The sequence below is a fragment of the Halomonas sp. YLGW01 genome (assembly GCF_014840935.1).
In the GTDB taxonomy this organism is placed as follows: domain Bacteria; phylum Pseudomonadota; class Gammaproteobacteria; order Pseudomonadales; family Halomonadaceae; genus Onishia.
In genome coordinates this window covers 1-26,238 of sequence record NZ_CP062005.1, presented here as the reverse complement: position 1 = coordinate 26,238, position 26,238 = coordinate 1, and the positions used below count along the sequence as shown (strand labels likewise).

The 26,238-nt window shown below is 65.6% G+C and carries 22 protein-coding genes and 1 other RNA gene; 9 read left to right on the top strand and 14 right to left on the bottom strand.

The window, feature by feature from the left end; genetic code table 11:
- Positions 1-23 precede the first annotated feature (23 nt).
- Positions 24-1,361 carry a Xaa-Pro aminopeptidase gene (gene pepP / locus IEJ03_RS00115; RefSeq protein ID WP_192035756.1) on the bottom strand — a complete coding sequence of 446 codons (1,338 nt, stop codon included), beginning with the start codon at positions 1,359-1,361 and terminating at the stop codon, positions 24-26.
- A 20-nt stretch (positions 1,362-1,381) separates the two neighbouring features.
- Positions 1,382-1,957, bottom strand: coding sequence for a UPF0149 family protein (locus tag IEJ03_RS00110; protein ID WP_192035755.1), 576 nt, complete (start codon positions 1,955-1,957; stop codon positions 1,382-1,384).
- A gap of 142 nt (positions 1,958-2,099) precedes the next feature.
- Here IEJ03_RS00110 and IEJ03_RS00105 point away from each other — a divergent pair, with 142 nt between their 5' ends.
- The 3 genes from IEJ03_RS00105 (at position 2,100) to IEJ03_RS00095 (ending at position 3,351) form a co-directional block, all read left to right on the top strand.
- A complete protein-coding gene (locus IEJ03_RS00105; protein WP_192035754.1) occupies positions 2,100-2,399 on the top strand; it encodes a cell division protein ZapA in 300 nt (99 codons plus the stop codon).
- Between the two features lie 45 nt (positions 2,400-2,444).
- A non-coding RNA gene (ssrS, locus tag IEJ03_RS00100) (6S RNA) lies at positions 2,445-2,629 on the top strand.
- A 35-nt stretch (positions 2,630-2,664) separates the two neighbouring features.
- The gene (locus IEJ03_RS00095; RefSeq protein WP_192035753.1) at positions 2,665-3,351 is read left to right on the top strand and encodes a 5-formyltetrahydrofolate cyclo-ligase; all 687 of its coding nucleotides are present in this window, start codon (positions 2,665-2,667) and stop codon (positions 3,349-3,351) included.
- A gap of 430 nt (positions 3,352-3,781) precedes the next feature.
- On the opposite strand, the gene ilvA is transcribed toward IEJ03_RS00095, so the two are convergent.
- Positions 3,782-5,296, bottom strand: coding sequence for a threonine ammonia-lyase, biosynthetic (ilvA, locus tag IEJ03_RS00090; protein WP_192035752.1), 1,515 nt, complete (start codon positions 5,294-5,296; stop codon positions 3,782-3,784).
- Positions 5,297-5,486: 190 nt separating this feature from the next.
- On the opposite strand from ilvA, the gene rpiA reads away from it, so the two are divergent.
- Positions 5,487-6,167: a ribose-5-phosphate isomerase RpiA gene (gene rpiA / locus IEJ03_RS00085; RefSeq protein WP_192035751.1), complete on the top strand. Its 681-nt coding sequence runs from the start codon at positions 5,487-5,489 to the stop codon at positions 6,165-6,167.
- 8 nt (positions 6,168-6,175) lie between these two features.
- On the opposite strand, the gene waaA is transcribed toward rpiA, so the two are convergent.
- From waaA to IEJ03_RS00070, 3 genes are read right to left on the bottom strand one after another with little or no spacing between them, the layout of a single operon-like run.
- Positions 6,176-7,522 carry a lipid IV(A) 3-deoxy-D-manno-octulosonic acid transferase gene (gene waaA, locus IEJ03_RS00080; RefSeq protein WP_192035750.1) on the bottom strand — a complete coding sequence of 449 codons (1,347 nt, stop codon included), beginning with the start codon at positions 7,520-7,522 and terminating at the stop codon, positions 6,176-6,178.
- Positions 7,522-8,952: a bifunctional D-glycero-beta-D-manno-heptose-7-phosphate kinase/D-glycero-beta-D-manno-heptose 1-phosphate adenylyltransferase HldE gene (gene hldE / locus IEJ03_RS00075; RefSeq protein ID WP_192035749.1), complete on the bottom strand. Its 1,431-nt coding sequence runs from the start codon at positions 8,950-8,952 to the stop codon at positions 7,522-7,524. The genes waaA and hldE overlap by 1 nt, the downstream gene beginning before the upstream one ends.
- The gene (locus IEJ03_RS00070; RefSeq protein WP_192035748.1) at positions 8,942-10,015 is read right to left on the bottom strand and encodes a glycosyltransferase family 9 protein; all 1,074 of its coding nucleotides are present in this window, start codon (positions 10,013-10,015) and stop codon (positions 8,942-8,944) included. The genes hldE and IEJ03_RS00070 overlap by 11 nt, the downstream gene beginning before the upstream one ends.
- Here IEJ03_RS00070 and IEJ03_RS00065 point away from each other — a divergent pair.
- Positions 10,014-10,793 carry a 3-deoxy-D-manno-octulosonic acid kinase gene (locus tag IEJ03_RS00065; protein WP_192035747.1) on the top strand — a complete coding sequence of 260 codons (780 nt, stop codon included), beginning with the start codon at positions 10,014-10,016 and terminating at the stop codon, positions 10,791-10,793. The genes IEJ03_RS00070 and IEJ03_RS00065 overlap by 2 nt on opposite strands.
- Here IEJ03_RS00065 and IEJ03_RS00060 read toward each other — a convergent pair.
- Positions 10,769-11,746 (bottom strand): glycosyl transferase family 90, encoded by a 978-nt coding sequence (locus IEJ03_RS00060; RefSeq protein ID WP_192035746.1) that lies wholly within the window; start codon positions 11,744-11,746, stop codon positions 10,769-10,771. The two genes, IEJ03_RS00065 and IEJ03_RS00060, sit on opposite strands and share 25 nt — an antisense overlap.
- A gap of 175 nt (positions 11,747-11,921) precedes the next feature.
- Entirely contained in the window at positions 11,922-12,965 is a 1,044-nt protein-coding gene (locus IEJ03_RS00055) for a glycosyltransferase family 4 protein (protein WP_242458001.1), read from the bottom strand.
- Positions 12,966-13,160: 195 nt separating this feature from the next.
- Between IEJ03_RS00055 and IEJ03_RS00050 the strand changes: the two genes are divergently transcribed.
- Positions 13,161-13,925 (top strand): glycosyltransferase family 2 protein, encoded by a 765-nt coding sequence (locus tag IEJ03_RS00050; protein WP_192035744.1) that lies wholly within the window; start codon positions 13,161-13,163, stop codon positions 13,923-13,925.
- Here the strand turns inward: IEJ03_RS00050 and waaF are convergent.
- Complete coding sequence (gene waaF, locus IEJ03_RS00045) at positions 13,909-14,949, bottom strand: lipopolysaccharide heptosyltransferase II (RefSeq protein WP_192035743.1); 1,041 nt, start codon at positions 14,947-14,949, stop codon at positions 13,909-13,911. The two genes, IEJ03_RS00050 and waaF, sit on opposite strands and share 17 nt — an antisense overlap.
- Complete coding sequence (gene rfaD / locus IEJ03_RS00040; protein ID WP_192035742.1) at positions 14,942-15,898, bottom strand: ADP-glyceromanno-heptose 6-epimerase; 957 nt, start codon at positions 15,896-15,898, stop codon at positions 14,942-14,944. The genes waaF and rfaD overlap by 8 nt, the downstream gene beginning before the upstream one ends.
- A gap of 118 nt (positions 15,899-16,016) precedes the next feature.
- On the opposite strand from rfaD, the gene glyQ reads away from it, so the two are divergent.
- From glyQ to gmhB, 3 genes are all read left to right on the top strand, one after another.
- Entirely contained in the window at positions 16,017-16,964 is a 948-nt protein-coding gene (glyQ, locus tag IEJ03_RS00035) for a glycine--tRNA ligase subunit alpha (protein WP_192035741.1), read from the top strand.
- 3 nt (positions 16,965-16,967) lie between these two features.
- Positions 16,968-19,034, top strand: a complete 2,067-nt coding sequence (gene glyS / locus IEJ03_RS00030; protein ID WP_192035740.1) for a glycine--tRNA ligase subunit beta — start codon at positions 16,968-16,970, stop codon at positions 19,032-19,034.
- Positions 19,035-19,242: 208 nt separating this feature from the next.
- Positions 19,243-19,881, top strand: a complete 639-nt coding sequence (gene gmhB / locus IEJ03_RS00025; RefSeq protein ID WP_192035739.1) for a D-glycero-beta-D-manno-heptose 1,7-bisphosphate 7-phosphatase — start codon at positions 19,243-19,245, stop codon at positions 19,879-19,881.
- 127 nt (positions 19,882-20,008) lie between these two features.
- Here gmhB and gyrB read toward each other — a convergent pair whose 3' ends face one another.
- From gyrB to dnaA, 4 genes are all read right to left on the bottom strand, one after another.
- Positions 20,009-22,429, bottom strand: a complete 2,421-nt coding sequence (gene gyrB, locus IEJ03_RS00020; RefSeq protein WP_192035738.1) for a DNA topoisomerase (ATP-hydrolyzing) subunit B — start codon at positions 22,427-22,429, stop codon at positions 20,009-20,011.
- Between the two features lie 3 nt (positions 22,430-22,432).
- Positions 22,433-23,542 carry a DNA replication/repair protein RecF gene (gene recF / locus IEJ03_RS00015; protein ID WP_192035737.1) on the bottom strand — a complete coding sequence of 370 codons (1,110 nt, stop codon included), beginning with the start codon at positions 23,540-23,542 and terminating at the stop codon, positions 22,433-22,435.
- A gap of 61 nt (positions 23,543-23,603) precedes the next feature.
- Positions 23,604-24,707 (bottom strand): DNA polymerase III subunit beta, encoded by a 1,104-nt coding sequence (dnaN, locus tag IEJ03_RS00010; protein WP_192035736.1) that lies wholly within the window; start codon positions 24,705-24,707, stop codon positions 23,604-23,606.
- Between the two features lie 61 nt (positions 24,708-24,768).
- Positions 24,769-26,238, bottom strand: coding sequence for a chromosomal replication initiator protein DnaA (gene dnaA / locus IEJ03_RS00005; protein WP_192035735.1), 1,470 nt, complete (start codon positions 26,236-26,238; stop codon positions 24,769-24,771).

Sequence of the window (26,238 nt, the reverse complement as noted above, 5' to 3'; positions counted from 1 at the left end):
ATCTCGCTGATCATCTGAGTTGATCATTCCTTGGCCATCAGGGCCTCGATTTCCGACACTCGCTTGGGCACGCCATCGGTCAGGACCTCGTGCCCGTCGGCGGTCACCGCCACATCGTCCTCGATACGGATGCCGATGCCGCGGAAGGCCTCGGGAATGTCCTCGTCATCGGGAATGTAGAGGCCGGGCTCCACCGTCAGCACCATGCCCGGCGCCAGCGGGCGCGGCTCGCCCTGGCGGCGATAGCTGCCCACATCGTGAACATCCAGGCCCAGCCAGTGGGAGGTGGAATGCAGATAGAAGCGCTTGTAGCGCTCCTCGCTTATCACCGCTTCGAGCTCCCCCTCGAGCAGACCGAGTTCCACCAGCCCCCGAGACAGGTCGCGCACCACGCCCTGGTGAATGGCGGCCAGGGTGGCACCCGGCGTCACGGCCTCGATGGCGCGTTCCTGGGCCGCCAGCACGATGTCGTAGAGCTGGCGCTGAGCGCCTTCGAAGCGTCCGTTGACCGGGAAGGTGCGAGTGATATCGCCGGCATAGAGATCGAACTCGGCGCCGGCATCGATCAGCACCAGCTCACCGTCCTCGAGCGGCGCGCGGTTCTCGATGTAGTGCAGCACGCAGGCATTGGCGCCGCCACCGACGATGCTGTCGTAGGCCGTGCCATTGGCGCCCTGCCAGCGGAACTCGTGCTCCAGCTCGGCCTGCAGGTGGTATTCGGCGAGGCCGGGACGGGCGGTGCGCATGGCGCGCACATGGGCTCGCGCCGAGATCTCGCCGGCGTGGCGCAGCAGGGCGAGCTCGGCCTTGCTCTTGATCAGGCGCTGCTCGTGCAGCAGCGGGGCCAGGTCGGCCAGCGCCCGCGGCGCGATGGCCCCGCGCCTTGCGCGGCCCTTGAGCTCGCTGCGCACCTCGTCGGCCAGCGCCAGGCTCTCGGCGTCGTCGAGCAGCAGATACAGCGTCTCGCGGCCGTCGATCAGCTCGGCGAGCTGCTCGATGCGCACCGGGTTCTCGAAGGCCTCGTCGATGGCGAAGTGCTCGAGGGCTCCCTCGGTGCCCAGCCGGATGCCGGTCCAGGCCTCGATGGCCGGGTTGCGCTCCTGACAGAACAGCACGCTCTCGCCGGCCTCGCGCCCGGGCAGAAGCAGCAAAAGGGCATCGGGCTCGGGGAAGCCGGTCAGGTAGTGGAAGTCGCTTCGCTGGCGAAAGGGGTACTCGCTGTCGTTGCTGCGCGTCACTAGGCTGGCGGCAGGCAGCAACACGGCGCTATGCGCGGGCAGGGCGGCCATCAGGGTCTGGCAGCGCCGGCGATACTCGTCCCGGCCGATGGCGGCCGGACGGGGAAGCAGTTCGGGGGACATCACGGCTCCTGAGACGGGGTTCACTGTTGCGGGGCGTCGGCCTCTTCGACCTGCGGCTTGCCGGGATGTTGCTCGGTGTAGAGCAACATGGCCGCCATGCGCGCATGTTCGGTGAGGGCGAAGAGATCATTCTCGTTCTCGCTGCTGTCGTCCAGGTCGACCTCGATACTCGCCAGCGTCTGCAGATCATCCAGCGCCTCGCGCAGATTGGCCGACCAGGCATTGCGGGTCTCGGCGTCGACGGTCTGCACCAGCTCGAGAAAGCCCAGAGTCCATTCCTGCAGCCCCTGGGCGCGCTCGGCCAGGGAGAACAGGTCGTCGGGCAACAGCGGCTCGTAGTTGAGCTCGGCGGCGGCCAGGGCGTCCAGCGCCTGGCGACGCCAGCCCAGCAGCACCTCGGCGCTCTCCGGGTCCCGGGGCTGCTCGACGCCGAAACCGGCGCACAGCTCGTCGAGCCAGGCCTCGGCGCTCAGGTCGTTGAGCGCCAGGGCACCGGCCAGGCGGCCGTCCTGGAAGGCCGGGGACTGCATGCTGCCGTGCATCAGGAAGACGTCGGCGACGGTGGAAAAGTCGAGGCGATCGTTGATCAGGGACATGAAGCACTCTTCGATGGAGCCGGCGCGGGGGGCCGGCGAACATGGCTTGCGTTGACCGCTCGCGAGCGGCTCTCTTATAGTGAATCGATATCTTTCATAGTAACGCATCGGGCCCGTCGCTGGCCCGGTCTGGAGCCCACCGATGACCGATGACGCCCGGCGTACCGCCGACATCACCCTCCTGGGCCGCAGCTACGTCATCGCCTGTCCGCCGGACGAGCAGGACCAGCTCGATCGCGCCGCCCGCTATCTGGACCGTGCCATGCACGGCATCCACTCGCAGTCCAAGGTGCTCGGCACCGAGAAGACCGCCATCATGGCGGCACTGAACATCACCCACGAGCTCCTGCAGGTGCTCGACGAGCGCAAGGCCGGGGAGGACAGCCTCAACCGCCTCAACGAGCGGCTCGAGCGGGTGCTGGGCGCCACTAGCACCGACTGAGCAATCTGCGCTTTGGCGCCTCGTCCCGCTCTGGTAGGATGAGGGCGTTTCCTGGAATGTGCGCCAGTCGTTACAGTCCCTCGAGCCTATGCGCATTACCCAGGGGGCCACATGCTAGACAGGCCCGTGTGCATGTCCGCGCGACGGAAAGCCTGACGGTCTGTCTGCGGCCACCCACCTTGAACCAATGGGTTCAAGGGCCAGAACGACAGCGGCATTCTGGGAAACCTCCGCTCATCCGCCGCCCGCCATGAGTTCAGACGCCATGCCTCATGCGCCCCTGACCGATACGCCCATCTGCCGTGCCCCTCACGGCGGCGAGCCGCCCTCCGGCCTGCCCACCCAGCCCGACGACACCCAGACTCAGCGACGCGAGCTGCGCCGCACCCTGCGCCGCCGACGCCGCGCCCTGTCCCCGCGACAGCAGCGCCAGGCCGCCAAGGCCCTGTGTCGCCGCCTGCGTGGCCTGCCGGAATTGCGTCGTGCCCGGCGCGTGGCGCTCTACTTGCCCAACGATAGCGAGATCGACCCCCGGCCGCTGATCGCCTGGCTGGAGCGGCGGGGCGCCCAGGTCTATCTGCCGGTGCTGGCGCCGCTGACCCACAACCGGCTGTGGTTCGTGCGCTACCACAGCGGCACGCCGATGGTCAGCAATCGCTTCGGCATCCGCGAACCCGACACCCGCCATGGCGCCCATCATGCCCGGCGCCTGCCCGCCTGGGCCCTGGAGGTGGTGCTGATGCCGCTGGTCGGCTTCGATGCCCAGGGCCAGCGCCTGGGCATGGGGGGCGGCTTCTACGATAGAAGCTTCGCCTTCACCCGCCAGCGGGGCCCACGCCCCCAGCTGATCGGCCTGGCCCATGATTGCCAGCGCGTGCCAACCCTGCCGGTGGCGAGCTGGGACGTGCCGCTGGACGCCATCGTCAGCGACGCCCGGGTGCTGCGGCCCTGAGAGCACGTCACGCGAGCATACGCAGGCACAATAAAAGACCGGCCACTGACTGAGCAGTGGCCGGTCTTTTTGGGCTCATCCGGGTAAGGCGCCTGGATGATGCGTACAGGGTCTGGCGGGGGCTCTTGCAAGAGCTCTGGCGAAGCCTGGGAATCAGCTACCGCCCAGGGCCTGGGCATAACCGGTGGCGACCACTCCGAGGCCGAAGACCAGCACCAGCGCCATGACCAGATCGGGCTTGCGTTTCATTGCCAACTCCATGATGTCGTAACAAAAGATGTAAGCGTCGTCTGACAAACGACGTAAAAAGACTATACGGCTAAGCCTAAAGAATGACAATTGCCTCGATAGCCTGAGCACATGATAAAACGCCTGCCATAGCTAAGGCTAGCCGTTAGTTACCGCTTACACACAGTGATATCCACCAGACTCAGGCCATGAACAGTCGATAGGCCGGGTTGTCGGTTTCCTTCCAGTAGCGATAGCCGATGGCATCGAAGTACTCCTCGACGTGGGAGCGATCATCACTGGGCAACTGCATGCCGACCAGCACCCGGCCATAGGCGGCGCCGTGGTTGCGGTAATGGAACAGCGAGATGTTCCAGTCCGCCGGCAGGTGCGTCAGGAAGTTCATCAGCGCCCCGGGGCGCTCGGGAAACTCGAAGCGATAGACCTCTTCCTCGAACTGCTCCTTGGGACGCCCGCCACCCAGGTGGCGAATATGCAGCTTGGCCATCTCGTCGTCGGTGAGGTCGACCACCGGGTAGCCCGCGTCACGCAGCTTGCCGATCACCGCCTGGCGGTCCTCGCCGCCCGGCTTGACCTGCACGCCGACGAAGATATGGGCGCCGTCGGGGTCGGCGTAGCGGTAGTTGAACTCGGTGACCATGCGCTTGCCGATGGCCTTGCAGAAGCGCTTGAAGCTGCCCGGCCGCTCGGGGATGGTCACCGCCAGGATCGCCTCGCGCTGCTCGCCGAGCTCGGTGCGCTCGGCGATATGCTGCAGGCGATCGAAGTTGGTGTTGGCGCCCGAGTTGATGCACAGAAGCGTCTCGCCCTCGGCGCCTTCGCGCTGGATATACTTCTTCAGGCCGGCCAGCGACAAGGCGCCGGAGGTCTCGGCCACCGCCCGGGTATCCTCGAAGATGTCCTTGACCGCGGCGCACATCTCGTCGGCGTTGACGGTGATGATCTCGTCGATCAGATCCTTGGCGACGGCGAAGGGCACTTCGCCGGCCTGGGCCACGGCGACGCCCTCGGCGAAGACGCCGACCTGATCCAGCACCACGCGTTCGCCTGCCTCCAGTGCCGCCTTGAAGCTGGCGCTGTCCTCGGACTCGACACCGATCACCTTGATCTCGGGGCGCAGGTACTTGATGTAGGCCGCCACGCCCGCGATCAGGCCGCCGCCGCCCACCGGCACGAAGACTGCATCCAGGCGGCCGCCGTGCTGGCGCAGGATCTCCACGCCGATGGTGCCCTGACCGGCCACCACGTCGATGTCGTCGAAGGGCGGGATATAGGTGTAGCCGTGCTCCTCGATCAGCTCCTGGGCGTGGGCGGCCGCGGCGGCGAAGGCATCGCCCTTGAGGATCACCTTGGCACCCCGCGCCCGCACCGCCTGGACCTTGATCTCCGGGGTGATGCGCGGCATCACGATCACCGCCTTCACGCCCATCAGCTTGGCGGCCAACGCCAGCCCCTGGGCATGATTGCCCGCCGAGGCGGCGATCACGCCCTTGGCCTTCTGCTCTTCAGTGAGCTGCGCCATCTTGTTGTAGGCGCCGCGGATCTTGAAGGAATAGACCGGCTGCAGGTCTTCGCGCTTGATCAGAATCTGGTTGTGCAGACGCTTGGAGAGGATGGTGGCCGGTGAAATCGGCGTTTCCCGAGCGGCTTCATAGACCCGGGCGGTGAGTATCTTCTTGACGGTTTCTTCGAGCATCCTGATGTCCCAAGGGCAGCGGCATGGCGGGCGCCATGCGATCAACGCGTGCGTGGCAAAGCTTCTATTGGTAGCAGACCCGCAGCCGTGGCGTCCAGCGCCGTCACCGCCGGAGGGCGGAAGCATCAACACGGGCGCCCAACTGACCTATAATCGCCGCCACCCTTCCGCCATTCCCAAGCGAGCTCCCATGACTCAAGACGAACTGAAGGACGCAGTGGCCGCCGCCGCCATCGAGGAAATTCGCCCGTTGCTCGGCCGCGAGGTGATCATCGGCGTCGGCACCGGCTCCACCGCCGACCGCTTCATCGACCGCCTGGCCGCCCTGCGCGACGACTTCCAGGCCGCCGTGGCCAGCTCCGAGGCCACCGCCCGGCGCCTGCGCGATCATGGCATCGAGGTGGTCGAGCTGAACCAGGCGGGAACGGTGCCGGTATACGTGGACGGCGCCGACGAGATCAACCCTCGCCTAGAGATGATCAAGGGCGGCGGGGCGGCCCTGACCCGTGAGAAGATCGTCGCCGCCTGCGCCGAGCGTTTCGTGTGCATCGCCGATGCCTCGAAGCGAGTCGAGGTGCTGGGTGACTTCCCGCTGCCGGTGGAGGTGATTCCGATGGCGCGCTCCTACGTGGCCCGGGAGCTGGTCAAGCTAGGCGCCACACCGGTCTACCGCGACGGGGTGGTGACCGACAACGGCAACCAGATCCTCGACTGCTATGAGTTCATGATCGAGGACCCGGTGGCCATGGAGGCCCGCCTGAATGCCATCGTCGGTGTGGTCACCAACGGCCTGTTCGCCGCGCGCAGTGCCGATGTGCTGCTACTCGGCGGCGCCCAGGGCGTGGAGCGCATCGAGAAAGGCCAGTCGTAAGCGAATACTTACTTCGCCCTTACCCCTTTAGCCTCCAGCATCCGACCCAGGCCATCGAGGGTGCGCGAAAGCGCGCCCCGGTTGGCCGCCACCACTCGTCGCCCCGCCTCGCCGAGGCGGTCCCGAGCCGCCGGGTCGTCGAGGAACGCGGCCAGGGTCGCCGCCAGCGCCTCGCCATCAGGCACCTCGGTGAGCGCTCCGGCCTCACGCAGGGTCGCGGCGACGTCGCTGAAGTTCTCGAGCGACGGCCCGGTGACCACCGGCACTCCCAGCACCGCGGGCTCGAGCAGGTTGTGGCCGCCGATCGGTACCAGGCTGCCGCCGACGAAGGCGATATCCGCGGCCCCATAGAGCGTCGACAGCTCGCCCATGGTGTCGGCGAGATAGACCTCTGTTTCGGGACCGGGGCGCTCGTCCCGGGATCGGCGCGCCACGCGCATGCCCTGTGTCTCACCCTGCGTCTCACACAGAGCGGCCACCTCATCGAAGCGTTGAGGGTGGCGGGGGACCAGGATCAGCAGCGCCTCGGGATGCGTCTCGAGCAGGCGCCGATGCGCGGCGAGCAGCGGCTCGTCTTCGCCGGGGTGGGTCGAGCCGGCGACCCAGGTCGGCCGCTCGCCGAGCCAGGTACGCAAGCGCTCACTTCGCTCGAGATCCTCGTCGGAGGCACACATATCAAACTTGAGGGAGCCCACCATGGCGGTGTTCGCCTCGGCCATGCCCAGCGCCTGAAAGCGCTCGGCGTCCTCGTCGGATTTGGCGGCCAGCCAGTCGACGTTGGCGAGCGCCGCCGCCATCAGTGGGCGGATCTTCAAGTAGCGGGCGAAGGCGCGGGGCGACAGGCGGCCGTTGACCACCGCCACCGGCACGCCCCGACGACGGCAGGCGGCGAGCAGGTTGGGCCACAGCTCGGTCTCGAAGAAGATCGCCTGTACCGGGGCGAGGCGGTCGACGAAGCGCCGCGCGGCACCGGGGAAATCCAGGGGAACGAAGTGATGGCTCACTATCGCGCCAGCACCTTCTGTATTGAGCTTGTCGGCCAGGGCCTGAACCCGGTCGGCGCCGGTGGCGGTCATGGTGGTGACCACCAACTGGTGGCCGGGGCGGGCGGCGACCAGCGCCTCGATCAACGGCCGGGCCGCCAGCACTTCGCCGACCGACGCGCAATGAAGCCAGGTCACGGGACGCTCGGCGAGGCCGTCGGCCGATGTGCCCGCAGAGGAGTGGGGAATCAGCCCGAGACGTTCTCGCCGCGGGTGAGCGAGCGCCTGCTCACGCCAGACCCGCTGCCAGATCAACGGCGCGAGGCCATAGAGCGCCGTCGAGTAGGCGAGCCGGGGCCAGCGGGCGGGCATCAGCGCTCCCGGTCGAGGATGGTCGAGATCATCGCGGTGGTAGAAACGCCGTCCTCGAAGTCGAGCACCCGCACCTCGCCGCCGTTACTGATCACCGCCTCGCCCCCGGCGATGTCGGCGGGCCGGTAGTCGCCGCCCTTGACCAGCACGTCGGGCAGCACGGTCTCGATCAGCGCTGCGGGAGTGTCCTCCCCGAAGGGCACCACCCAGTCCACGGCGCCCAGGCCCGCGAGCACCTGCATGCGCCGGTTAAGGGGGTTGATCGGCCGGGTGGGGCCCTTGAGCCGGGCGATCGAGGCATCATCGTTGACCGCCACAATCAGCCGGTCGCCGAGCCGGCGAGCCTGCTCGAGATAGGCCACGTGGCCGGCATGCAGGATGTCGAAGCAGCCGTTGGTCATCACCACCTTCTCGCCGCGGGCCTGAGCGGCACGCACTGCCTCGACCAGCGGCGCGGCCTGGATGAGGCCAAACTCGGCCAGCTTGTCGCCGTGCAGGGCAGTATAGAGCTCGGCGATCGAGAGGGTCGCGGTGCCCGGCTTGGCTACCACCAGGCCTGCGGCCAGGTTGGCCAGCGTCATGGCCTCGGGGAAGCCGTGGCCGGCGGCCAGTGCCAGGCCCAGCACGCCGATCACGGTATCGCCGGCGCCGGTGACGTCGTAGACCTCGCGGGCCCGGGTCGGCAGGTGAAGCGGAGCATGATCGCCGCGGATCAGGGTCATGCCCTTCTCGCTGCGGGTGATCAGCAGGGCCTCGAGATCGAGCTCGGCGCGGAGTGCCTCGCCCTTGGCGGCCAGCTCCTCGTCGCTGCGGCAGGGGCCAACCACGGCCTCGAACTCGGTCAAGTTAGGGGTGACCACGCTGGCCCCGCGGTAACGGCGGAAATCGCTGCCCTTGGGGTCGACCAGCACCCGCTTGCCGGCGGCGCGGATCAGCGGGATCAGCGACTCGACGCGATTCAGGGTGCCCTTGCCGTAATCGGAGAGGATCACCAGGTCGGCGTCGCCGAGCTGTGCCTCGACCCGAGCCTGCAGGTCCTGGGTATCCACCTCATCGAGGGCCTGCTCGAAGTCCAGGCGAATCAGCTGTTGGTTGCGGCTCATCACCCGGAGCTTGGCAATGGTCGGGATCTCGGCGCTGCGCTGAAAGTGTGTGCTCACTCCGGAGTCTTCGAGGCGATGGGTCAGCAGGTCAGCATTCTCGTCATCGCCGACCAGACCCGCGAGCGCGGCGTGGGCGCCCAGGGAGGCGATGTTGAGGGCCACGTTGGCGGCGCCGCCGGGACGGTCCTCACCGTCATTGACCTTGACCACTGGCACCGGGGCCTCAGGCGAGATCCGCGAGGTGCCCCCGTGCCAATAGCGATCGAGCATCACGTCGCCCACCACCAGCAGGCGGGCCTGTTCGAGAGCGGTCAGGTCAAGCTTCATCACGGGGCTCCAGCAATAGGGCGTCGAGGTGGGCAATCACGTCTTCGGCGTGGATCAGCGACATGGCATCGGGGTGACGCACCCGCGTGCCCCAGACGATCTCGTCGGGCGACTTGTGCAGGTAGGTGCGCACGGCCTCGGGATAGCGATTGACGACATGCGCGCGCCAGCGGTAGGGGGCGGCGCGTTCCGGGTTGGTGGTGGCATAGAGCCCCACGGTCGGGGTATTCAGGGCGTTGGCCATGTGCACGGGGCCGGAGTCGGGGGCGACCACCGCGCAGGCGCCGTCGATCAACGCCAGCAGCCCCTTCAGCGAGGTGCCGCCGATGGCGTCGATCACCGCCCCCTCGGGGCAAAGCGCCTGGATGCGCGCGCCCATCTCCCGCTCCTGGGTGCTGCCGCCGCCGCTCATCACCGTCGCGAGGCCGTGGCGGCTCCACAGGTGCTCGATCACCGCGGCATAGCCCTCGGCGGACCAGTTGCGGAAGTTGCGAAGCCGCGGATTGGCGCAGGGGCTGATCAGCACGTACTCCCCCTCGCCGCTGACCTGGCGCGCCTCGCGCCGGGCGTCCTCGGGAATCGCCAGGTCCCATTCGGGCGTCAGGTCCTCAACGCCGAGCTCTCGAGCGAAGTCCATGAAGGACTCGAGCACATGAGCACGGGGATGCGGCGCCAGCTGATGCTGGGTGAACCAGTGCTGCCAGTCCTTGGCCCGAGCCTTGTCGTACCCGATGCGCACCCGGGAACGCAGCCCCAGGGACAGCACACTGGCGCGCAGCGACTGCTGCATGTGCAGCAGCGCATCGAAGCGGGTGTCCTTGAGCGTGCGCCAGATCTCGCGCATGCCGGCGAGTCCGGTCGCCTTGTCGTAGACCACGAACTCGACCCCGGTCAGGCCCGACAGTAGACTGTGCTCCGCCTTACCGACGATCCAGGTAATGCGCACGCCTGGCCACTGGCGCTGCAGGGCACGCACGGTCGGCACCAGGTTACAGACATCGCCCAGGGCCGAGAGCCGAAGCACGCACAGGTGCGTGGGGTGGGCGGGCAGAGGATGCTTCATGCAGTTGGCAACGTTCCAGAAAGAAAAGAACTTCATTCTATATGATGCGGAGCGCTTTTGTGACGGGGGAAAGCCACTGGAACCTCCCGGTATTGGTGCTCAAGAAGGGGCGGCACGCGGCCGATGTGCGTCTTCCATGCCATTGGAGCCGCGCTGGTTCTTCCCGGATTACTGGCGCGAACGCGACGCCGTGACCGGCGAGGCCCCGGGGCGCGGGGCGAGCCTCTTTCTCACCGCCCCCGACCGGCCGGATGAGCAATGGGTGCTGCGCCCCTACCGGCGCGGCGGTCTGATCGCCCGCGTGAACGACGCACACTATCTATGGACCGGACGCGAACGCACCCGCGCCTTTCGCGAGCTTCGCCTGACCGCCGCCCTTCACGCCAAGGGCCTGCCGGTGCCACGCCCGGTCGCGGCCGGCGTCTGGCAGCACGGCTTCACCTATCAGGCCGCGCTGATCACCGTGCGCCTGACCGGCGCCCGCGCCCTGGCCGACTGCCTGGCAGATGCCGATGCCGCCCTGCTCGAGCGGGTCGGTGCCACCATCCGCCGCTTCCATGACTCAGGCCTCGACCATGTGGACCTCAACGCCCGCAACCTGCTCGTCACCCCGGGCGGCGAGGTGTTCCTGATCGACCTGGATCGCTGCCGCCTGCGCCAGCCGGGCCGATGGCAGGCCGGCAACCTTTCACGTCTGGAGCGCTCGCTTAAGAAATTCGGTGCGAGTGCATCGCTGCCCGCGATCCTCGCCGGCTACCACGACAAGAGCGACGGCTGACCCGAGCGAGCGAAGTACTTGTCCATCACCAGCAGGCTGACCAGCCGCTCGCGCCAGGCGTCCTGAAACTGTGCCACGTAAGCGTTGGCGTTGGCGATGATACGCTGAGCTTCTTCCGGGTGCGCTCGATAGTGGGCAAGCTTCTCTTCGAGATCGCTGTAGTCCTCAGCCAGCTCGACATAGTGATGGCCCGGGATCAACCGCCCCTCCATGAACCAGGTCTCGAAGCGCGGCCGCGTCATCAGACACAGGGAGTTCGAGGCCATGATCCACTTGAGGTTGGTGGCCACGTCCTTGCCTTCGATGCTCAGCACGAACTTGTACTCGAGCTGCTCCGGAACACTCAGGAAGGGCCGATACCAGGGCTGGCCCTGGGCACTGCGCCGCACGTCGCCAACATCGCAGAGGGGATGGTCGTGAAAGCGCTCGACGAAGGCCTGACGGTGCGGCCGATGGCAAGCGCCGCGCCATACCACCCGATCCCGCTTGGCCGTATAGGGCGTACGATCGGGATAGATGTAGTAATGGCGCACCGTGTTCAGTTTGAGCAGCACGGAATTGCGGTTGTTTTCGCTCAGCGGGCGGCTCTTGACGAAGGTGGGAACATCCGGCACCTCGCGAACATCGCCGAAGCGATGATGAAAGCGCAGGTGACGTGGGAAGAAGCGCAGGTAGCCAAGCAGATCCAGATAGTAGGCCCAGCTCTTGTCCCGGGTGAAGGTGCTCACCCGAGTCGCGGCCTCACCCAGCGTGAAGGGCATCGCTTGCTGATTGTAGTAGGCGACCCGGGTCTCAATATCCCGGCGCACCTCCTCGTCGAGGATTGCGAGCTCGCCCAGTATCCTCGCCAGGCGACGGCGGTGCATGGCCGCCGGCACCGCCAGGCCGGCGGCCTGACGCGAATAGAAGTGAAACTTGTGCGCGTTCTTGTGCAACTTGGCCAGTGCGTTCATGCCGAGACTTACCCCGTCGTCGCCGCCCCTCAAAGATGGAAGGCATCGGCGTTCTGATTAGACGGCATCCCTGCACCTAACGGCCTCATCCCTGGATCATCTGCTGGCCGCTTCGTTTCTCGCAATAGCAGAGGCGTATTCTGCGCTACGCATCCGCCGCGTCCACCCCGGCCGATCAGCGAATGGCCACCAGCCCCTGATAAAGCCCCCAGTAGGCCTCGGCCATGGCCTTCGGGGTATAGCGATCGAGACGTGCCCGCGCACCATCGACCAACCGGCGTGCCAGCACGGCATCATCCTTCAGGCGCCCGATGGCCTCGGCCAGGGCCACGGCATCATCGGGCGGCACGAGCAGCCCTGTCTCCTCGTCATGGACAATGTCGGGAATGCCGCCGATCCGGGAGGCCACGATCGGCACCCCAGCGTGCATGACATCCAGCAGCACCGATCCCAGCCCTTCGTTGCGGGAGGGGAAGGCGAAGAGGTCGAGTCCCGGCAGGTAGTCGCCGATATTGTCCTTGAAGCCCATGAAGGTGACGTTGCCCAGACCCGCGGCTTCGGCCTCAAGTCGCTCGGCATCCTCGCCACGACCGAAGAACAGCACCTGCAGGTCGGGACGGTGCGTCTCGAGGTGTCGTGCGGCCTCGATCAGCACCCGCTGCCCCTTATGGCGATCGACCAGGGCACCGACATGCCCGATCAGGTACTTGCCGGGGAAATCGGCCCGCAGCGCCCTCGCCACGCCAGGATCGGTCTCGCCTCCGGAGTGGACACTGGGAATCAGCGCCGCCTCGCCCCAGCCATGCTCGAGGAGCTGCTGGCGAATAGGCATAGAGATCGCCACCCGGCTGGCCGCACCGCGATAGAAGAGCCGGTTGCTCCATTTGTCCTTGATCGGTGTGTCGACCCGGCGGGTCAGGAGGTAGGGCACCCGATAGCGCAGATGATGCAGCCCCGCCCAGTGAACGGCCTTGGCCTCGTGAGCATGCACGATATCCGCGGCGAGCCGGCCGGCCGCACGATGACCGGCCAGCTGGTGATCGGCCGCGATAAAGCCAAGCTCGCGAACTCCGGCCAGCCGCTGACGCAGCGGCGAATCCCGGCGACAGGCCAGCCACTGGCGCGCATCGGGTCGCGTCGCCAGTTCCCGAATCAGCAGCTCGGTCTGACGCTCCCCGCCGCGATACCCCTTGGCGAGGTTGACATGAATGATCTTCAACAATGACTCCCAATGACAAGGGCAAAGGCCGGACCGGCGATATTGGTCTCCCGAGCGCAACCCCGAGTACTATACGCGGCTGTGCCTCGAGGATTAAATCCTCCTTCCGGGCGGCTGGCTCGCGCCGGCCACGCCCTTGCTCGGTATCCGCCGCGAGGTCACCATGCTCGTCATCGCTCAACAAGAGATCGCACCATGATGCCAATCACCGGAGTGGTCATCACTCTCAATGAAGAACAATTGATCGCCGACTGTATCCGTTCACTGTTTCGGGTCTGCGACGAGGTCATCGTGGTGGACTCGCTAAGCCAGGATGGCACCGTCAGGATCGCCGAGGCCGAGGGCGCTCGGGTGATCGAGCAGGCCTACCTGGGTGATGGACCACAGAAGGCCTTCGGCGTGCCCTCGGCCAGCCACGACTGGATCCTGGCCCTCGATGCCGATGAGCGGCTCGACGACGATGCCGTGACCAAGATCCAGTCGCTGTCGCTCGAGGACCCTGACGTCGGCTATGCCTTCCGGCGCAAGAACTATGTCGGCCACCACTGGATCCGCGCCGCAGGCTTCTATCCTGACTCGGTCACCCGGCTCTACAACCGGACCCGGTCGGGCTACGAGCCGAAGAAGGGCCATGCCGCCGTCAAGGCGCCACGCATCGAGCAGACCGGCGCCCACCTGCATCACTTCACCTATCATGACCTCAAGCACTGGATCGAGCGCATCAACCAGCTCTCCTCTCGGGACGCTTGGGCCATGAAGGATCGCGGCGTCAAGGCCTCCCCCTGGGCACCGGCGCTGCATGCCCTGACCGCCACCCTGCGCAAACTGATCCTCAAGGGAGGCATCTTCCAGGGCAGCGACGGCATGACCGTCGCGATGACCACCGCCTTTCGTGCCTACATGAAGTACGCCAAGCTCAACGAACTCTACGAGAACGAGCGCATCAACCGGCAGGGGTGAGCACCCTGGGCGATGCCGTCAGGATGGCCGCCAACAGCCGCTCGGGGGAGATGTCCTTCAGGCAGTTGGTGTGGCCCAGCGGACACTCGCGGGCAAAGCACGGCGAGCAGGACAGCGCCAAGTAGTGAATCCGGGCGTTGTCGGTCAGCGGCGGCGTGTACGCGGGCGTCGAGGAGCCGTAGATGGCATGCACCCGGGTGCCGACGGCGGCAGCCACATGCATCAGCCCCGAGTCGTTGGTCACCACCTGCTCGCAGTCGGCGAGCAAGTCCACGGCATCGGCAAGGCGCGTGCGTCCGCACAGGTTATGAGCGTGGGACAACCCCGCGCAGATCTCCTCCCCGGCGGGGGCGTCCTTCGGCCCACCCAACACCCGGATCTCGTAGCCCTCGGCGACCAGCTTCGCCGCCAGTGCATGAAAGTGCTCGAGGGGCCACTGCTTGGCGGGGCCGTACTCGGCCCCCGGCATCATGCCGATGGCCGGGCGCGAGGACAGCTGGTGAGTGAGCCTGAGTTCCACCAGGTTATCCGTGTCCACCGCCAGGCGCGGGCGCGGAATGGCGAACTCGCCGCTGGCCGCATCGTCCTCGGACAGCCCCAGGGACACGAAGCGCTTGACGGTCTGATCGAGCACCGTCTTGTCCAGGCGACGCCGCTCGTTGAGCAGCCACAGCCGCTGCTCGCCGGTGAAGCCAAGGCGCTGAGGAATGCGGGCCAGGAAGGGCACCATCGCCGATTTCCAGGACCGTGGCAGCACGATGGCACGATCGAAGCGACCCTTGAGCCGGCCCGCCAGCTCGCGGCGGGCGGCGAGGCCGAACTCGCCGTGGCCGACTTCAAGAGCCAGCGCCTCGTCGACCTCGGCCATGCGCTCGAGGATCGGCAACGACCAGCCGGGGGCAACCACCCCCAGGGTGCAGCCGGGGTGGCGCGCCTTGAGCGTCATCAGCAGGCTCTGAGCCATCACCATGTCTCCGACCCAGGAGGGGCCCACCACCAGGATCCGCTCGCCGGCTTCAGCCATTCAGCCACTCCAGGTACTCGCGCACGCCCTCGGCGACGGTCTTGAATTCGGCCGTGTAGCCGGCCTCGCGCAGGCGCGTGATGTCGGCGCGGGTATAGCTCTGGTAGCGGCCCTTGAGCTCGTCGGGGAAGTCGATGAAGTCGATCTGACCCTTGCCGTAGTAGTCGATCGCGGTGTCGGCGATAGCCTTGAACGGCTCGGCCCGGCCGGTGCCCAGGTTGAAGATGCCCGAGCATTCCGGATGGTCGAGGAACCACAGGTTGACGTCCACCACGTCGCCGACATAGACGAAATCGCGGCTCTGCATGCCGGCCTCATAGCCATCCCAGGCGCCGAACAGCTTGGGATTCTGGCCGGCCTGGACCTGGGTGTGGTGATGGTAGGCGACGCTCGCCATCTTGCCCTTGTGCTGTTCACGGGGCCCGTAGACGTTGAAGTAGCGAAACCCCACCACCTGGCTGGTGAAGGTGTTCCAGCGCGCCCGCACGTACTGATCGAACAGCAGCTTGGAGTAGCCGTAGACGTTGAGCGGCTTCTCGTGCTCCGGGGCCTCGACGAACACCTCGCTGCCGCCGTAGGTCGCCGCCGACGAGGCATACAGGAAGGGGATGCCCTTGGCCTGGCAGAAGTGGAGCAGCACCTTCGAGTATTCGAAGTTGTTCTCCATCATGAAGCGGCCGTCCCACTCGGTGGTGTCGGAGCAGGCGCCTTCGTGGAAGATCGCCTCGATCTCCGGCAGGCCGGCATCGTCGCCGCGCAGGGAGGCCTCGACACGCATCAGGAAGTCATCCTTGTCGAGGTAATCCCCCAGGGTGCAGTCGGCCAGGTTGACGAACTTGGTGCCGTCGGAGAGATCATCCACCACCAGCACGTCGTCGCGGCCGCGAGCATTCAGCGCCTTGACCAGATTGGCGCCGATAAAGCCGGCACCGCCTGTGACTACGATCATCGTTGATTCCTCATCATGTCCCGGCACCCGGCTCAATCCGTCCGCGCGCCTATATCCGATTAACCTCTGATTGTATACTTGGCGGTTCTTGAATTCATGGGCCAACGGTGCTTCACCAATGACACAGTCGACGCCAGACGTGAAAACCTTCCAGGGCCTGATCCTCGCCCTGCAGCAATATTGGGCCGAACAGGGCTGCGCGATCATGCAGCCGCTGGACATGGAAGTCGGTGCCGGTACCTTCCACCCGGCCACCTTCCTGCGCTCCATCGGCCCGGAGACCTGGAACGCTGCCTACGTACAGCCTTCGCGCCGGCCGACCGATGGCCGCTACGGCGAGAACCCCAACCGCCTGCAGCACTACTATCAGTTCCAGGTGGTCATGAAGCCCTCACCCGCCGACTTCCAGGCGCTCTATCTGGGCTCCTTGGAGCGTCTCGGCATCGACCCGCTGGTCCACGATATCCGCTTCGTCGAGGATAACTGGGAATCGCCGACCCTGGGCGCCTGGGGGCTTGGCTGGGAGATGTGGCTCAACGGCATGGAGGTGACCCAGTTCACCTACTTCCAGCAGGCCGGCGGCATCGAATGCTATCCGGTGACCGGCGAGCTGACCTATGGCCTCGAGCGCATCGCCATGTACCTGCAGGACGTCGACAGCGTCTACGACCTGGTCTGGACCATCGCCCCGGACGGCTCGACGGTCACCTACGGTGATGTATTCCTGCAGAACGAGCGCGAGCAGTCGGCCTACAACTTCGAGCACGCCGACGTGCCGGCTCTGTTCGATGCCTTCGATTATCAGGAACGCGAGTGCAGCAAGCTGCTCGAGGCCGGCCTGCCGCTGCCGGCCTATGAAATGGTGCTCAAGGCCTCCCACACCTTCAACCTGCTCGATGCCCGCCATGCCATCTCGGTCACCGAGCGCCAACGCTTCATCCTGCGCGTACGCACCATGGCCCGCGACGTGGCCAACGCCTATTACGAGTCGCGCAAGGCCGCTGGCTTCCCGATGGCCCCGGACGCCCTGAAACGCGAACTGCTAGCCGAACAAGGAGACGCCTGAGCCATGGCCACCGATACCTTTCTGATCGAACTCGGCGTTGAAGAACTGCCGCCGAGTGCCATCGACAGCCTCTCGGACGCCCTGGCCAAGAGCCTGCGTCAGGGCCTCACCGAGGCAGAGGTGCCCTTCGCCGAGGTACGTGCCTATGGCACGCCCCGCCGGCTCGCCGTCCAGATCGAGGCCCTGGCCGACAAGCAACCCGACCGCGAGGTCGAGCGCCGCGGCCCGGCGCTGGCCGCCGCCTTCAAGGACGGCGTGGCCACCAAGGCCGCCGAAGGCTTCGCCCGCTCCTGCGGCGTCAGCGTCGATGACCTGATCCATCTCGAGACCCCCAAGGGCACCTGGCTTGGCTATCGCGAACAGCAGCAGGGCGAAGCCGTCACCGCACTGCTGCCGGCGATCGTCGCCAAGGCCATCGCCGGCCTGCCGGTGCCCAAGAACATGCGCTGGGGCAGCTCGCGCATCGAGTTCTCGCGTCCGGTGCACTGGCTGGTGATGCTCTATGGCAACGAGATCGTCGAGGCCGAGGTCCTGGGGCTCGCGGCCGGCCGCACCACCTATGGCCACCGCTTCCACGCCCCCGAGGCGATTGCGCTGGCCCATGCCGATGACTATCTAGGCGCCCTGGAAGAGGCCTATGTGCTCGCCGACCGCGACCGTCGTCGCGAACGCATCCGCGAACAGGTACTCGCCGAGGCCGAGTGTCAGGACGCCGAGGCGGTGATCGACGAGGATCTGCTGGTCGAAGTCAGTGGCTTGGTGGAATGGCCGGTGGCCCTCACCGGCAGCTTCGACGAACGTTTCCTGGAAGTGCCGCCGGAGTGCCTGATTTCCTCGATGAAGGCCAACCAGAAGTACTTCCACCTGCTCGATGCCAATGGCCGGCTCAAGCCGCTGTTCATCACCATCGCCAACATCGAAAGCCGTGATCCGCAGCAGGTGATCGAGGGCAACGAGAAGGTGATCCGTCCGCGTCTCGCCGATGCGGCCTTCTTCTATGACATCGACCGCAAGACGGCGCTGGCCGACCGCCGCGAGGGGCTTGCCAGCGTGGTCTTCCAGCAGCAGCTGGGCACCCTGGCCGACAAGGCCGCGCGCAGCGTACCGGTAGCCCGCTTCATCGCCGAGCAGATAGGCGGCGATGCCGGTCATGCCGAGCGCGCCACCCAGCTTGCCAAGTGTGACCTGGTCACCGAGATGGTGCTGGAGTTCCCCGAGCTGCAGGGCATCATGGGCTGCTACTACGCCCGCCAGGACGGTGAGGCCGAGGACGTGGCTCAGGCCCTGTACGAGCAATACCTGCCGCGCTTCGCCAGCGATGTCATCCCGCAGACCCGCACCGGCCAGGCACTGGCCCTGGCGGATCGCCTCGACACCCTGACCGGCATCTTCGGCATCGGCGCACGCCCCACCGGCGCCAAGGACCCCTTCGCCCTGCGCCGTGCCGCTATCGGCGTGCTGAACATCCTGATCAAGGGCGAGCTGGACCTGGATCTGCGCGAGCTGCTCGAGCTGGCCGCGGCACAGCATCAGGATCTGCCCAAGGCCGAGGGACTGGTCGATGATGTCCTCGACTACATGCTCGACCGCTTCCGGGCCTGGACCCAGGACGAGGGCATCGCCGTCGAGGTCTACCTCGCCGTGCGTGCCCGCCCCGTGACCAAGCCGCTGGACTTCGCTCGCCGTGTACAGGCCGTGCATGCCTTCAGCCAGCGGGAGGAAGCCGCCGCCCTGGCCGCCGCCAACAAGCGCGTGGCCAACATCCTGGCCAAGCAGGAGCACGACGGGTCGACTCATGTCGATACCAATCTGCTTGCGGAAGCCGCGGAGCATGCCCTGGCCGAGGTACTGGAAGCGCGCCGAGTCGCCGTGACGCCGCTGTTCGCCGAGGCCCGCTACAGCGAGGCGCTGGATGCCCTGTCCAGCCTGCGTGAGCCCGTCGATCGCTTCTTCGATGAGGTCATGGTGATGGCCGAGGACGATGGCGTCCGCCGCAACCGCCTGGCCCTGCTGGCCAATCTCCAGGCCCTGTTCCTGGGCGTGGCCGATATCGCCGAACTTCAGCAGTAACCGGGCGATGGGGCGGCGCCCCGCGTCGACGCTCGCCACAGAGAGGGCCCGCCAGGCGGGCCCTTTTTTTGTTCCGCTGCACCTGAGCCGGATGTTTCATGTGAAACACTCACAATTTGCCGACAATGCCTTCCCTCGGCCTCACGTTTGTTCCATGTGAAACACCCGCCTACACTAAAACCTTGCGACTCCCTACTGAGATCCCCTCATGCCCATTGCTCCCAAACTGGTGATCCTCGATCGAGATGGCGTCATCAACCAGGACTCCGATCACTACATAAAGTCTCTCGACGAGTGGACCCCCTACCCCAGCGCCATCGATGCCATCGCGCGCCTGTCTCGCGACGGCTGGACCGTGGCCGTGGCCACCAACCAGTCTGGCATCGCTCGGGGCTATTTCGATGACACCGTGGTGGACGAGATTCATGCACACCTCGTGGCCCTGGTAGAAGCGGCCGGTGGCAAGATCGAGCAGATCGTCTACTGCCCCCATGGCCCAGATGATGACTGTGAGTGCCGCAAGCCCCGATCGGGGCTGCTGGCAACGATCCGCGACCGGCTGGGACTGGCCGGCCTAGAGCGGGGCTGGATGGTGGGAGATAGTCTGCGCGACCTGCAGGCAGGCGAAGCCATTGGCTGTCGCAGCGCCCTGGTCCGCACGGGCAAGGGCCGAGAAACCGAGGCTAAGGGGGAGGGACTGGCGCAGGCCAGGGTGTTCGACGACCTGTCCGCGTTCGTGACCTGGCTGATCGAGGACAGTGTCGCCGTTGACGATTCTCGACGCGACGACGTGGCGCCTGGCGCTTCTGCATTGGGCGCGACCGAGGACCAGCCCAAGGCTTCATGAGGCCGTTAGTTCGGCCCCCCAACGACACGAGGCCGGCGAATGCCGGCCTCGGTCGTTGTAGAGATAGGAAGTCGCGCCATGTTTCACGTGGAACACGCTTCACATAAAACATGGCGCTCACTGGACATCACACGTCCAGGTTGGCCACCAGAGCGAAGCGTTCGATGAAGTCGCGCCGCGGCTCCACCTCGTCCCCCATCAGGGTGTTGAACATCATGTCGGACGCCACCGCGTCCTCGATGGTCACGCGGAGCATTCGACGGGTATCCGGGTTCATGGTGGTGTCCCACAGCTGATCGGGGTTCATCTCCCCCAGCCCCTTGTAGCGCTGGATGGAGAAGCCGCGCTGGGCCTCCTTCATCAGCCATTCCAGAGCCTCGTAGAAGGTCGTGATCGGCTGCTGACGCTCGCCACGGGACACATAGGCGCCCTCCTCGAGCAGTCCTTCCAGCGTATCGCCGAGCCCTGTCATGGCCTGATAGTCGGCGCTACGGAAGAAATCCATGCCCCACACATAATCGGTCGACACACCGTGGGCGGTCAGGGTCACGCCGGGCAGGAAGAGGCCACGCTCGGTGTCTTCCTGGAGCTCGAAGGTGTAACGGGGGCCGCCCTCGTAGGCGATCAGGGCATCCATCTCGCCCTGCAGCTCATCGATCCAGCGCTGCATCAGGGCGCGGTCCTTGAGACTCTCCTCACCCGCCAGGCTCTCGGCATGGACGATCTTGCGCAGCACCTCGCTGGGATAGACCCGCGCTAGGCGATCAATGCGATTCATGACATCGCGGTACTGCTGCACCAGCGTCTCAAGCTGCTCGCCGCCGATCCCGGGAGCATCCGCATTCACGTGCAGGCGGGCACCGTCCAGGGCGGTGGTGGTCAAGTAATTGACCAGCGCCTGCTCGTCCTTCAGGTAGCTTTCCTGCTTGCCACGCTTGATCTTGTACAACGGCGGCTGGGCGATGAAGACATGGCCACGCTCAATCAGCTGCGACATCTGACGGAAGAAGAAGGTCAGCAACAGTGTGCGGATGTGGGAGCCGTCCACATCGGCATCGGTCATGATGATAATGGAGTGATAGCGCAGCTTGTCGGGATTGAACTCCTCACGCCCGATGCCACAGCCCAGCGCCGTGATCAGGGTGCCAACCTCGGCCGAGGACAGCATCTTGTCGAAGCGCGCCTTCTCGACGTTGAGGATCTTGCCCTTGAGCGGCAGGATCGCCTGCGTACGACGATCACGCCCCTGCTTGGCACTACCACCGGCCGAATCGCCCTCGACCAGGTACAGCTCGGACAGGCTCGGGTCCTTCTCCTGGCAATCGGCCAGCTTGCCAGGCAACCCGGCGATATCCAGCGCACCCTTACGACGCGTCATGTCGCGTGCCTTGCGGGCCGCTTCGCGGGCGCGGGCGGCGTCGAGCATCTTGTTGACGATCGCCTTGGCCTCGTTCGGCCGTTCGACCAGGTAATCGGAGAACTGGCGTCCCATCTCCTGCTCGACGGCGGTCTTGACCTCGGAGGACACCAGCTTCTCCTTGGTCTGGGAGGAGAACTTGGGATCCGGCACCTTGACCGAGATGATCGCGGTCAGGCCTTCCCGGGCATCATCGCCAGAGGTGTTGACCTTCGACTTCTTGAGCAGCCCCTCGGCCTCGATGTAGTTGTTGAGGCTACGAGTCAGCGAGGCACGGAAGCCGGCCAGGTGCGTCCCGCCGTCGCGCTGCGGGATGTTATTGGTGTAGCAGAAGATGTTCTCGGCGAAGGTGTCATTCCACTGCATCGCCACCTCGACGCCGACGCCGTCCTCGCGCTCCACGTTGAAGTGGAAGACCGGGTTCAGCACCGACTTGTTGGTGTTGAGGTGATCGACGAAGGCCTTGAGGCCGCCCTCGTAGTGGAACAGCTCTTCCTTGCCGCTGCGCTCGTCCATCAGACGAATCGCCACCCCGGAGTTCAGGAAGGACAGCTCGCGCAGGCGCTTGGCGAGAATGTCGTAGTGAAACTCGATGTTGGCAAACGTCTCGGGGGACGGCCGGAAATGGACCCGTGAACCGCTCTGTTCGGTCTTGCCGACTACCTCCAGCGGTGATGCCGGCACGCCATGATGATAGATCTGTTCATGCACCTGGCCGGCACGCCAGATGGTCAGCTTCAGCTCTTCGGAGAGCGCATTGACTACCGAGACCCCGACCCCGTGCAGACCACCGGAGACCTTGTAGGAGTTGTCGTCGAACTTGCCGCCGGCATGCAGCACGGTCATGATCACTTCCGCCGCCGACACGCCCTCTTCCTCATGGATGTCGGTGGGGATGCCGCGGCCGTTGTCGCTGACGGTGATGGATTCATCCGGGTGGATGACGACCCGAATCTCGCTGCAGTGCCCCGCCAGTGCTTCATCGATGGAGTTGTCTACCAGCTCGAACACCATGTGATGCAGGCCGGTACCGTCATCGGTGTCACCGATATACATGCCGGGACGCTTGCGTACGGCATCCAGCCCCTTGAGTACCTTGATGCTCGATGAGTCGTAAGCCTGTTCGCTCATTGACTACTCCGTCGTGAAGTCTTTCATTCCGTATGCCGCCAGCCGGCCATGTTCCACGTGAAACATTGCCACTGGCGTTGTCGACTGCCAGCCCCCAGCGAGAACCTCGGGATCGACAGTGGTGATGAACACCTGGCACTCCATGCGCTCCAACCAGCGGCAGAACACCTGACGGTGAGCCGCATCGAGTTCGGCAGGCAGATCATCGATCAGGTAGATGCAGGTCCGCCCCGTGGCCATCTCCAGCAACCGCCCCTGAGCCAGCTTGAGTGCGCTGACCACCAGCTTCTGCTGGCCGCGAGACAGCACCTCGACCGCCGGACGTCGCTGCACGCGAAGCTTCAGATCGGCTCGCTGCGGACCCTGCTGGGTGAAGCCCATCTGGCTATCGGTGTCCCGTCCCTGGCGCAGCACCTCCGCGAGGCTGCGCTGCCGATCCCAGCCTCGCGAGTAGCGCAGGCTCAGGCCAGGCAGCGGAAGCAGCTCGTCGAGCGTGTCCTCGAACACCGGCAGAAAGGCATCCATATAGGCGTGCCGCAGCGCGTCCAGACGCTCGCTCCATTGCGCCAGCTCGTGGTCCCAGACGTCCAGTGAACGACCATCCATTCTATCACGCCTGAGAAGCGCATTCCGATGTTTCAGAGCCCGCCGCACGCGGCGCCAGGCCTCGAGGAACTCGTGTTCCACGTGAAACACGCCCCAGTCGAGAAACTCGCGACGTGCGGAAGGCGCCCCTTCCAGTAACCGGAAGGCATCGGGATTGATCAGCTGAAGGGGGAGCGCCTCGACCAGCTGGGAGACCCGAGCTACCCGCTCGCCGGCCATGCGCATTTCTAGCTCGGCTTGGTCGCGACGCCGGCGAATGCCTAGCGGCACCGACGGGTCGCCGACCAGACGCCCATGGAGGGTCATCGCCTGCTGGTCATGATCGATGGCGTGCTTGAGCTGCTGGGTGCGGAAGGAGCGCCCCATACCAAGGATATGGATCCCCTCGAGGAGACTGGTCTTGCCGCTGCCATTGGCTCCGACGATGACGTTGATCCCCGGCCGGGGCGTCATTTCCAGGCGGGAGAGGTTACGCAACCCCATGAAGGCGAGACGATCGAGGGTCATGACACGCTTCCCGGGATGCCCGGTGAACCGGGCATCATCCGTGGTGCAGGGAGGGATGAAATCAGAGGCGCATCGGCATGACCACGTACATGGCATCGCCGCCGCCCGGTTCTTCCATCAGGGCGCTGCTGTTGGGATCGGCCAGGGTCATCTGCACGCGGTCCTCGTCGAGCACCCCCAACACATCGATCAGATAGCCGACATTGAAGCCGATTTCCATGGCCGGCCCTGAATACTCGATGGCCACGTTCTCTTCAGCCTCTTCCTGCTCGGGGTTGTTGGCCATGACCCGCAGGTTGCCCTCCTCGAGGTGCAGTCGAACGCCACGATACTTCTCGTTGGACAGGATCGAGGTCCGTGACAGCACCTGACGCAACTCGGCGCGGTCGGCGATGAACACCTTGTCACCGTTACGCGGCACCACCCGCTCGTAGTCCGGGAACTTGCCGTCGACCAGCTTCGAGGTGAAGGTGAACTCGCCGGTATGAGCGCGCACATGGGTGGAGCCCAGTGTCAGACTGACCGGTTCGTCGCTGTCGTCGAGCAGGCGCGACAGCTCGAGCACCCCCTTACGCGGCACGATCAACTTCTGGGCCGGTTCGACCTCGATGTCGGCCGGGCGAGAGCAGACCGCCAGGCGGTGACCGTCGGTCGACACGGTGCGCACCAGATTGGAGCGCAGCTCGAGCAGCATGCCGTTCAGGTAGTAGCGCACGTCCTGCTGCGCCATAGCGAAGGAGGTCGACTCGATCAGGTGCTTCAGGGTGCCCCGCGGCAGGCTGAGCTCGACGCTGCCCTGGCCGTCCTCGATATTGGGAAACTCGGCCACCGGCAGGGTGGACAACGTGAAGCGTGAGCGACCGCTGCGTAGCACGGCACGCCCGTCTTCCAGCACGAACTGGATCTCGGACTGCTCGGGCAGCGACTTGCAGATATCCATCAGCTTGCGTGCCGGCACCGTGGCCGAGCCCGGCTCATCAACCTGGCTCGGGGCGGTGCGGCCGATCAGCTCGACCTCGAGGTCGGTGCCGGTCAGGGCTACCTGGGTGTCTTGAACCTGGATCAGCACATTGGACAGTACCGGCAGGGTCTGGCGTCGCTCGACCACGCCGGCGACCAGCGCCAGAGGGCGCAGCAGGGCTTCGCGGGAGATGGAAAATTTCATGGGAGCTCCACTCTTGTCCTGAATTCGATGACGTGATGCGAGAGTAACCGGTCGGCCGCCATCAGCTGGTCAGCAGGCGCAACAGGTTCTTGTAGTCTTCGCGAATATCCGCGTTCTCTTCCTGCAGGGCCTGCACTTTGCGGCAGGCATGCAGCACCGTGGTGTGATCGCGCCCACCGAAGGCGTCGCCGATCTCCGGCAGGCTATGGTTGGTAAGCTCCTTGGCCAGGGCCATGGCCACCTGACGAGGGCGCGCCACCGAGCGCGAGCGACGCTTGGAGAGCAGATCGGCCAGCTTGATCTTGTAGTACTCGGCGACGGTGCGCTGGATGTTGTCGACCCCCACCTGCTTGTCTTGCAGGGCCAGCAGGTCCTTCAGGGACTCGCGGATGAAGTCCTGGGTAATCGTCTTGCCCATGAAATGGGAATCGGCGATGACCTTCTTGAGGGCCCCTTCGAGCTCGCGCACATTGGAGCGAATCTTCTGGGCAATGAAGAAGGCCGCGTCGTGAGGCAGGTCGACCTTGGCCTGATCGGCCTTCTTCATCAGGATCGCGACCCGAGTCTCGAGCTCCGGCGGCTCGATGGCCACCGTCAGTCCCCAGCCGAAGCGTGACTTGAGACGCTCCTCTACCCCACTGATTTCCTTAGGATAACGGTCAGAGGTCAGGATCATCTGCTGACCGCCTTCGAGCAGCGCATTGAAGGTATGGAAGAACTCTTCCTGGGAGCGCTCCTTACCGGCGAAGAACTGGATATCGTCGATCAGCAGGGCATCCACGCTGCGGTAGAAGCGTTTGAAGTCATTGATGGCGTTGAGCTGCAGCGCCTTGACCATGTCGGCCACGAAACGCTCGGAATGCAGATAGACCACCTTGGCGTTCTCGCTGCGCCCGGCCAGCTGGTTGCCCACCGCATGCATCAGGTGCGTCTTGCCCAGGCCGACACCGCCATACAGGAACAACGGGTTATAGGCGCCCCCGGGATTCTCGGAGACCTGCCGCGAGGCGGCACGGGCCAACTGGTTCGACTTGCCCTCGACGAAGGTTTCGAAGGTGAAGTTGGGGTTGAGGCCGCTCTGGTGCTTGAGGCTGCCCTCGACCTGCACCTGACGGGGGTTAGCGGCAGGACGCCTGGCCCCCTCATCCCGCATCTGATCGATCTCGCGCTCATCGGCGTAATCGCCCCGGGGGGGCGTATGCACCGCCGGCCCAGCCGGCGCCGGGCGCGGGCCAGCAGAAACGGGGTTACCCAACTCACGCGGCTGGGGCGCAGGCGCGGCCCGCCGACTGCCGACAGACAGCGACACCTTGGGAGGCTTCGCCGGCGACAGTTCACGCATCAGCTCACTGATGCGCTTGGCGTACTTATCACTGACCCAATCGCGCACGAAGCGATTGGGGGCCAACAGGCAAAGCTCGTTGGACTCGCCTTCTTCCGCCTGCAAGGGACGGATCCAGGTATTGAACTGCTGGGCGCTCAGTTCGTCCTGCAGGTAATCCAGACATTGTTGCCAAAGAGCGACAGACAC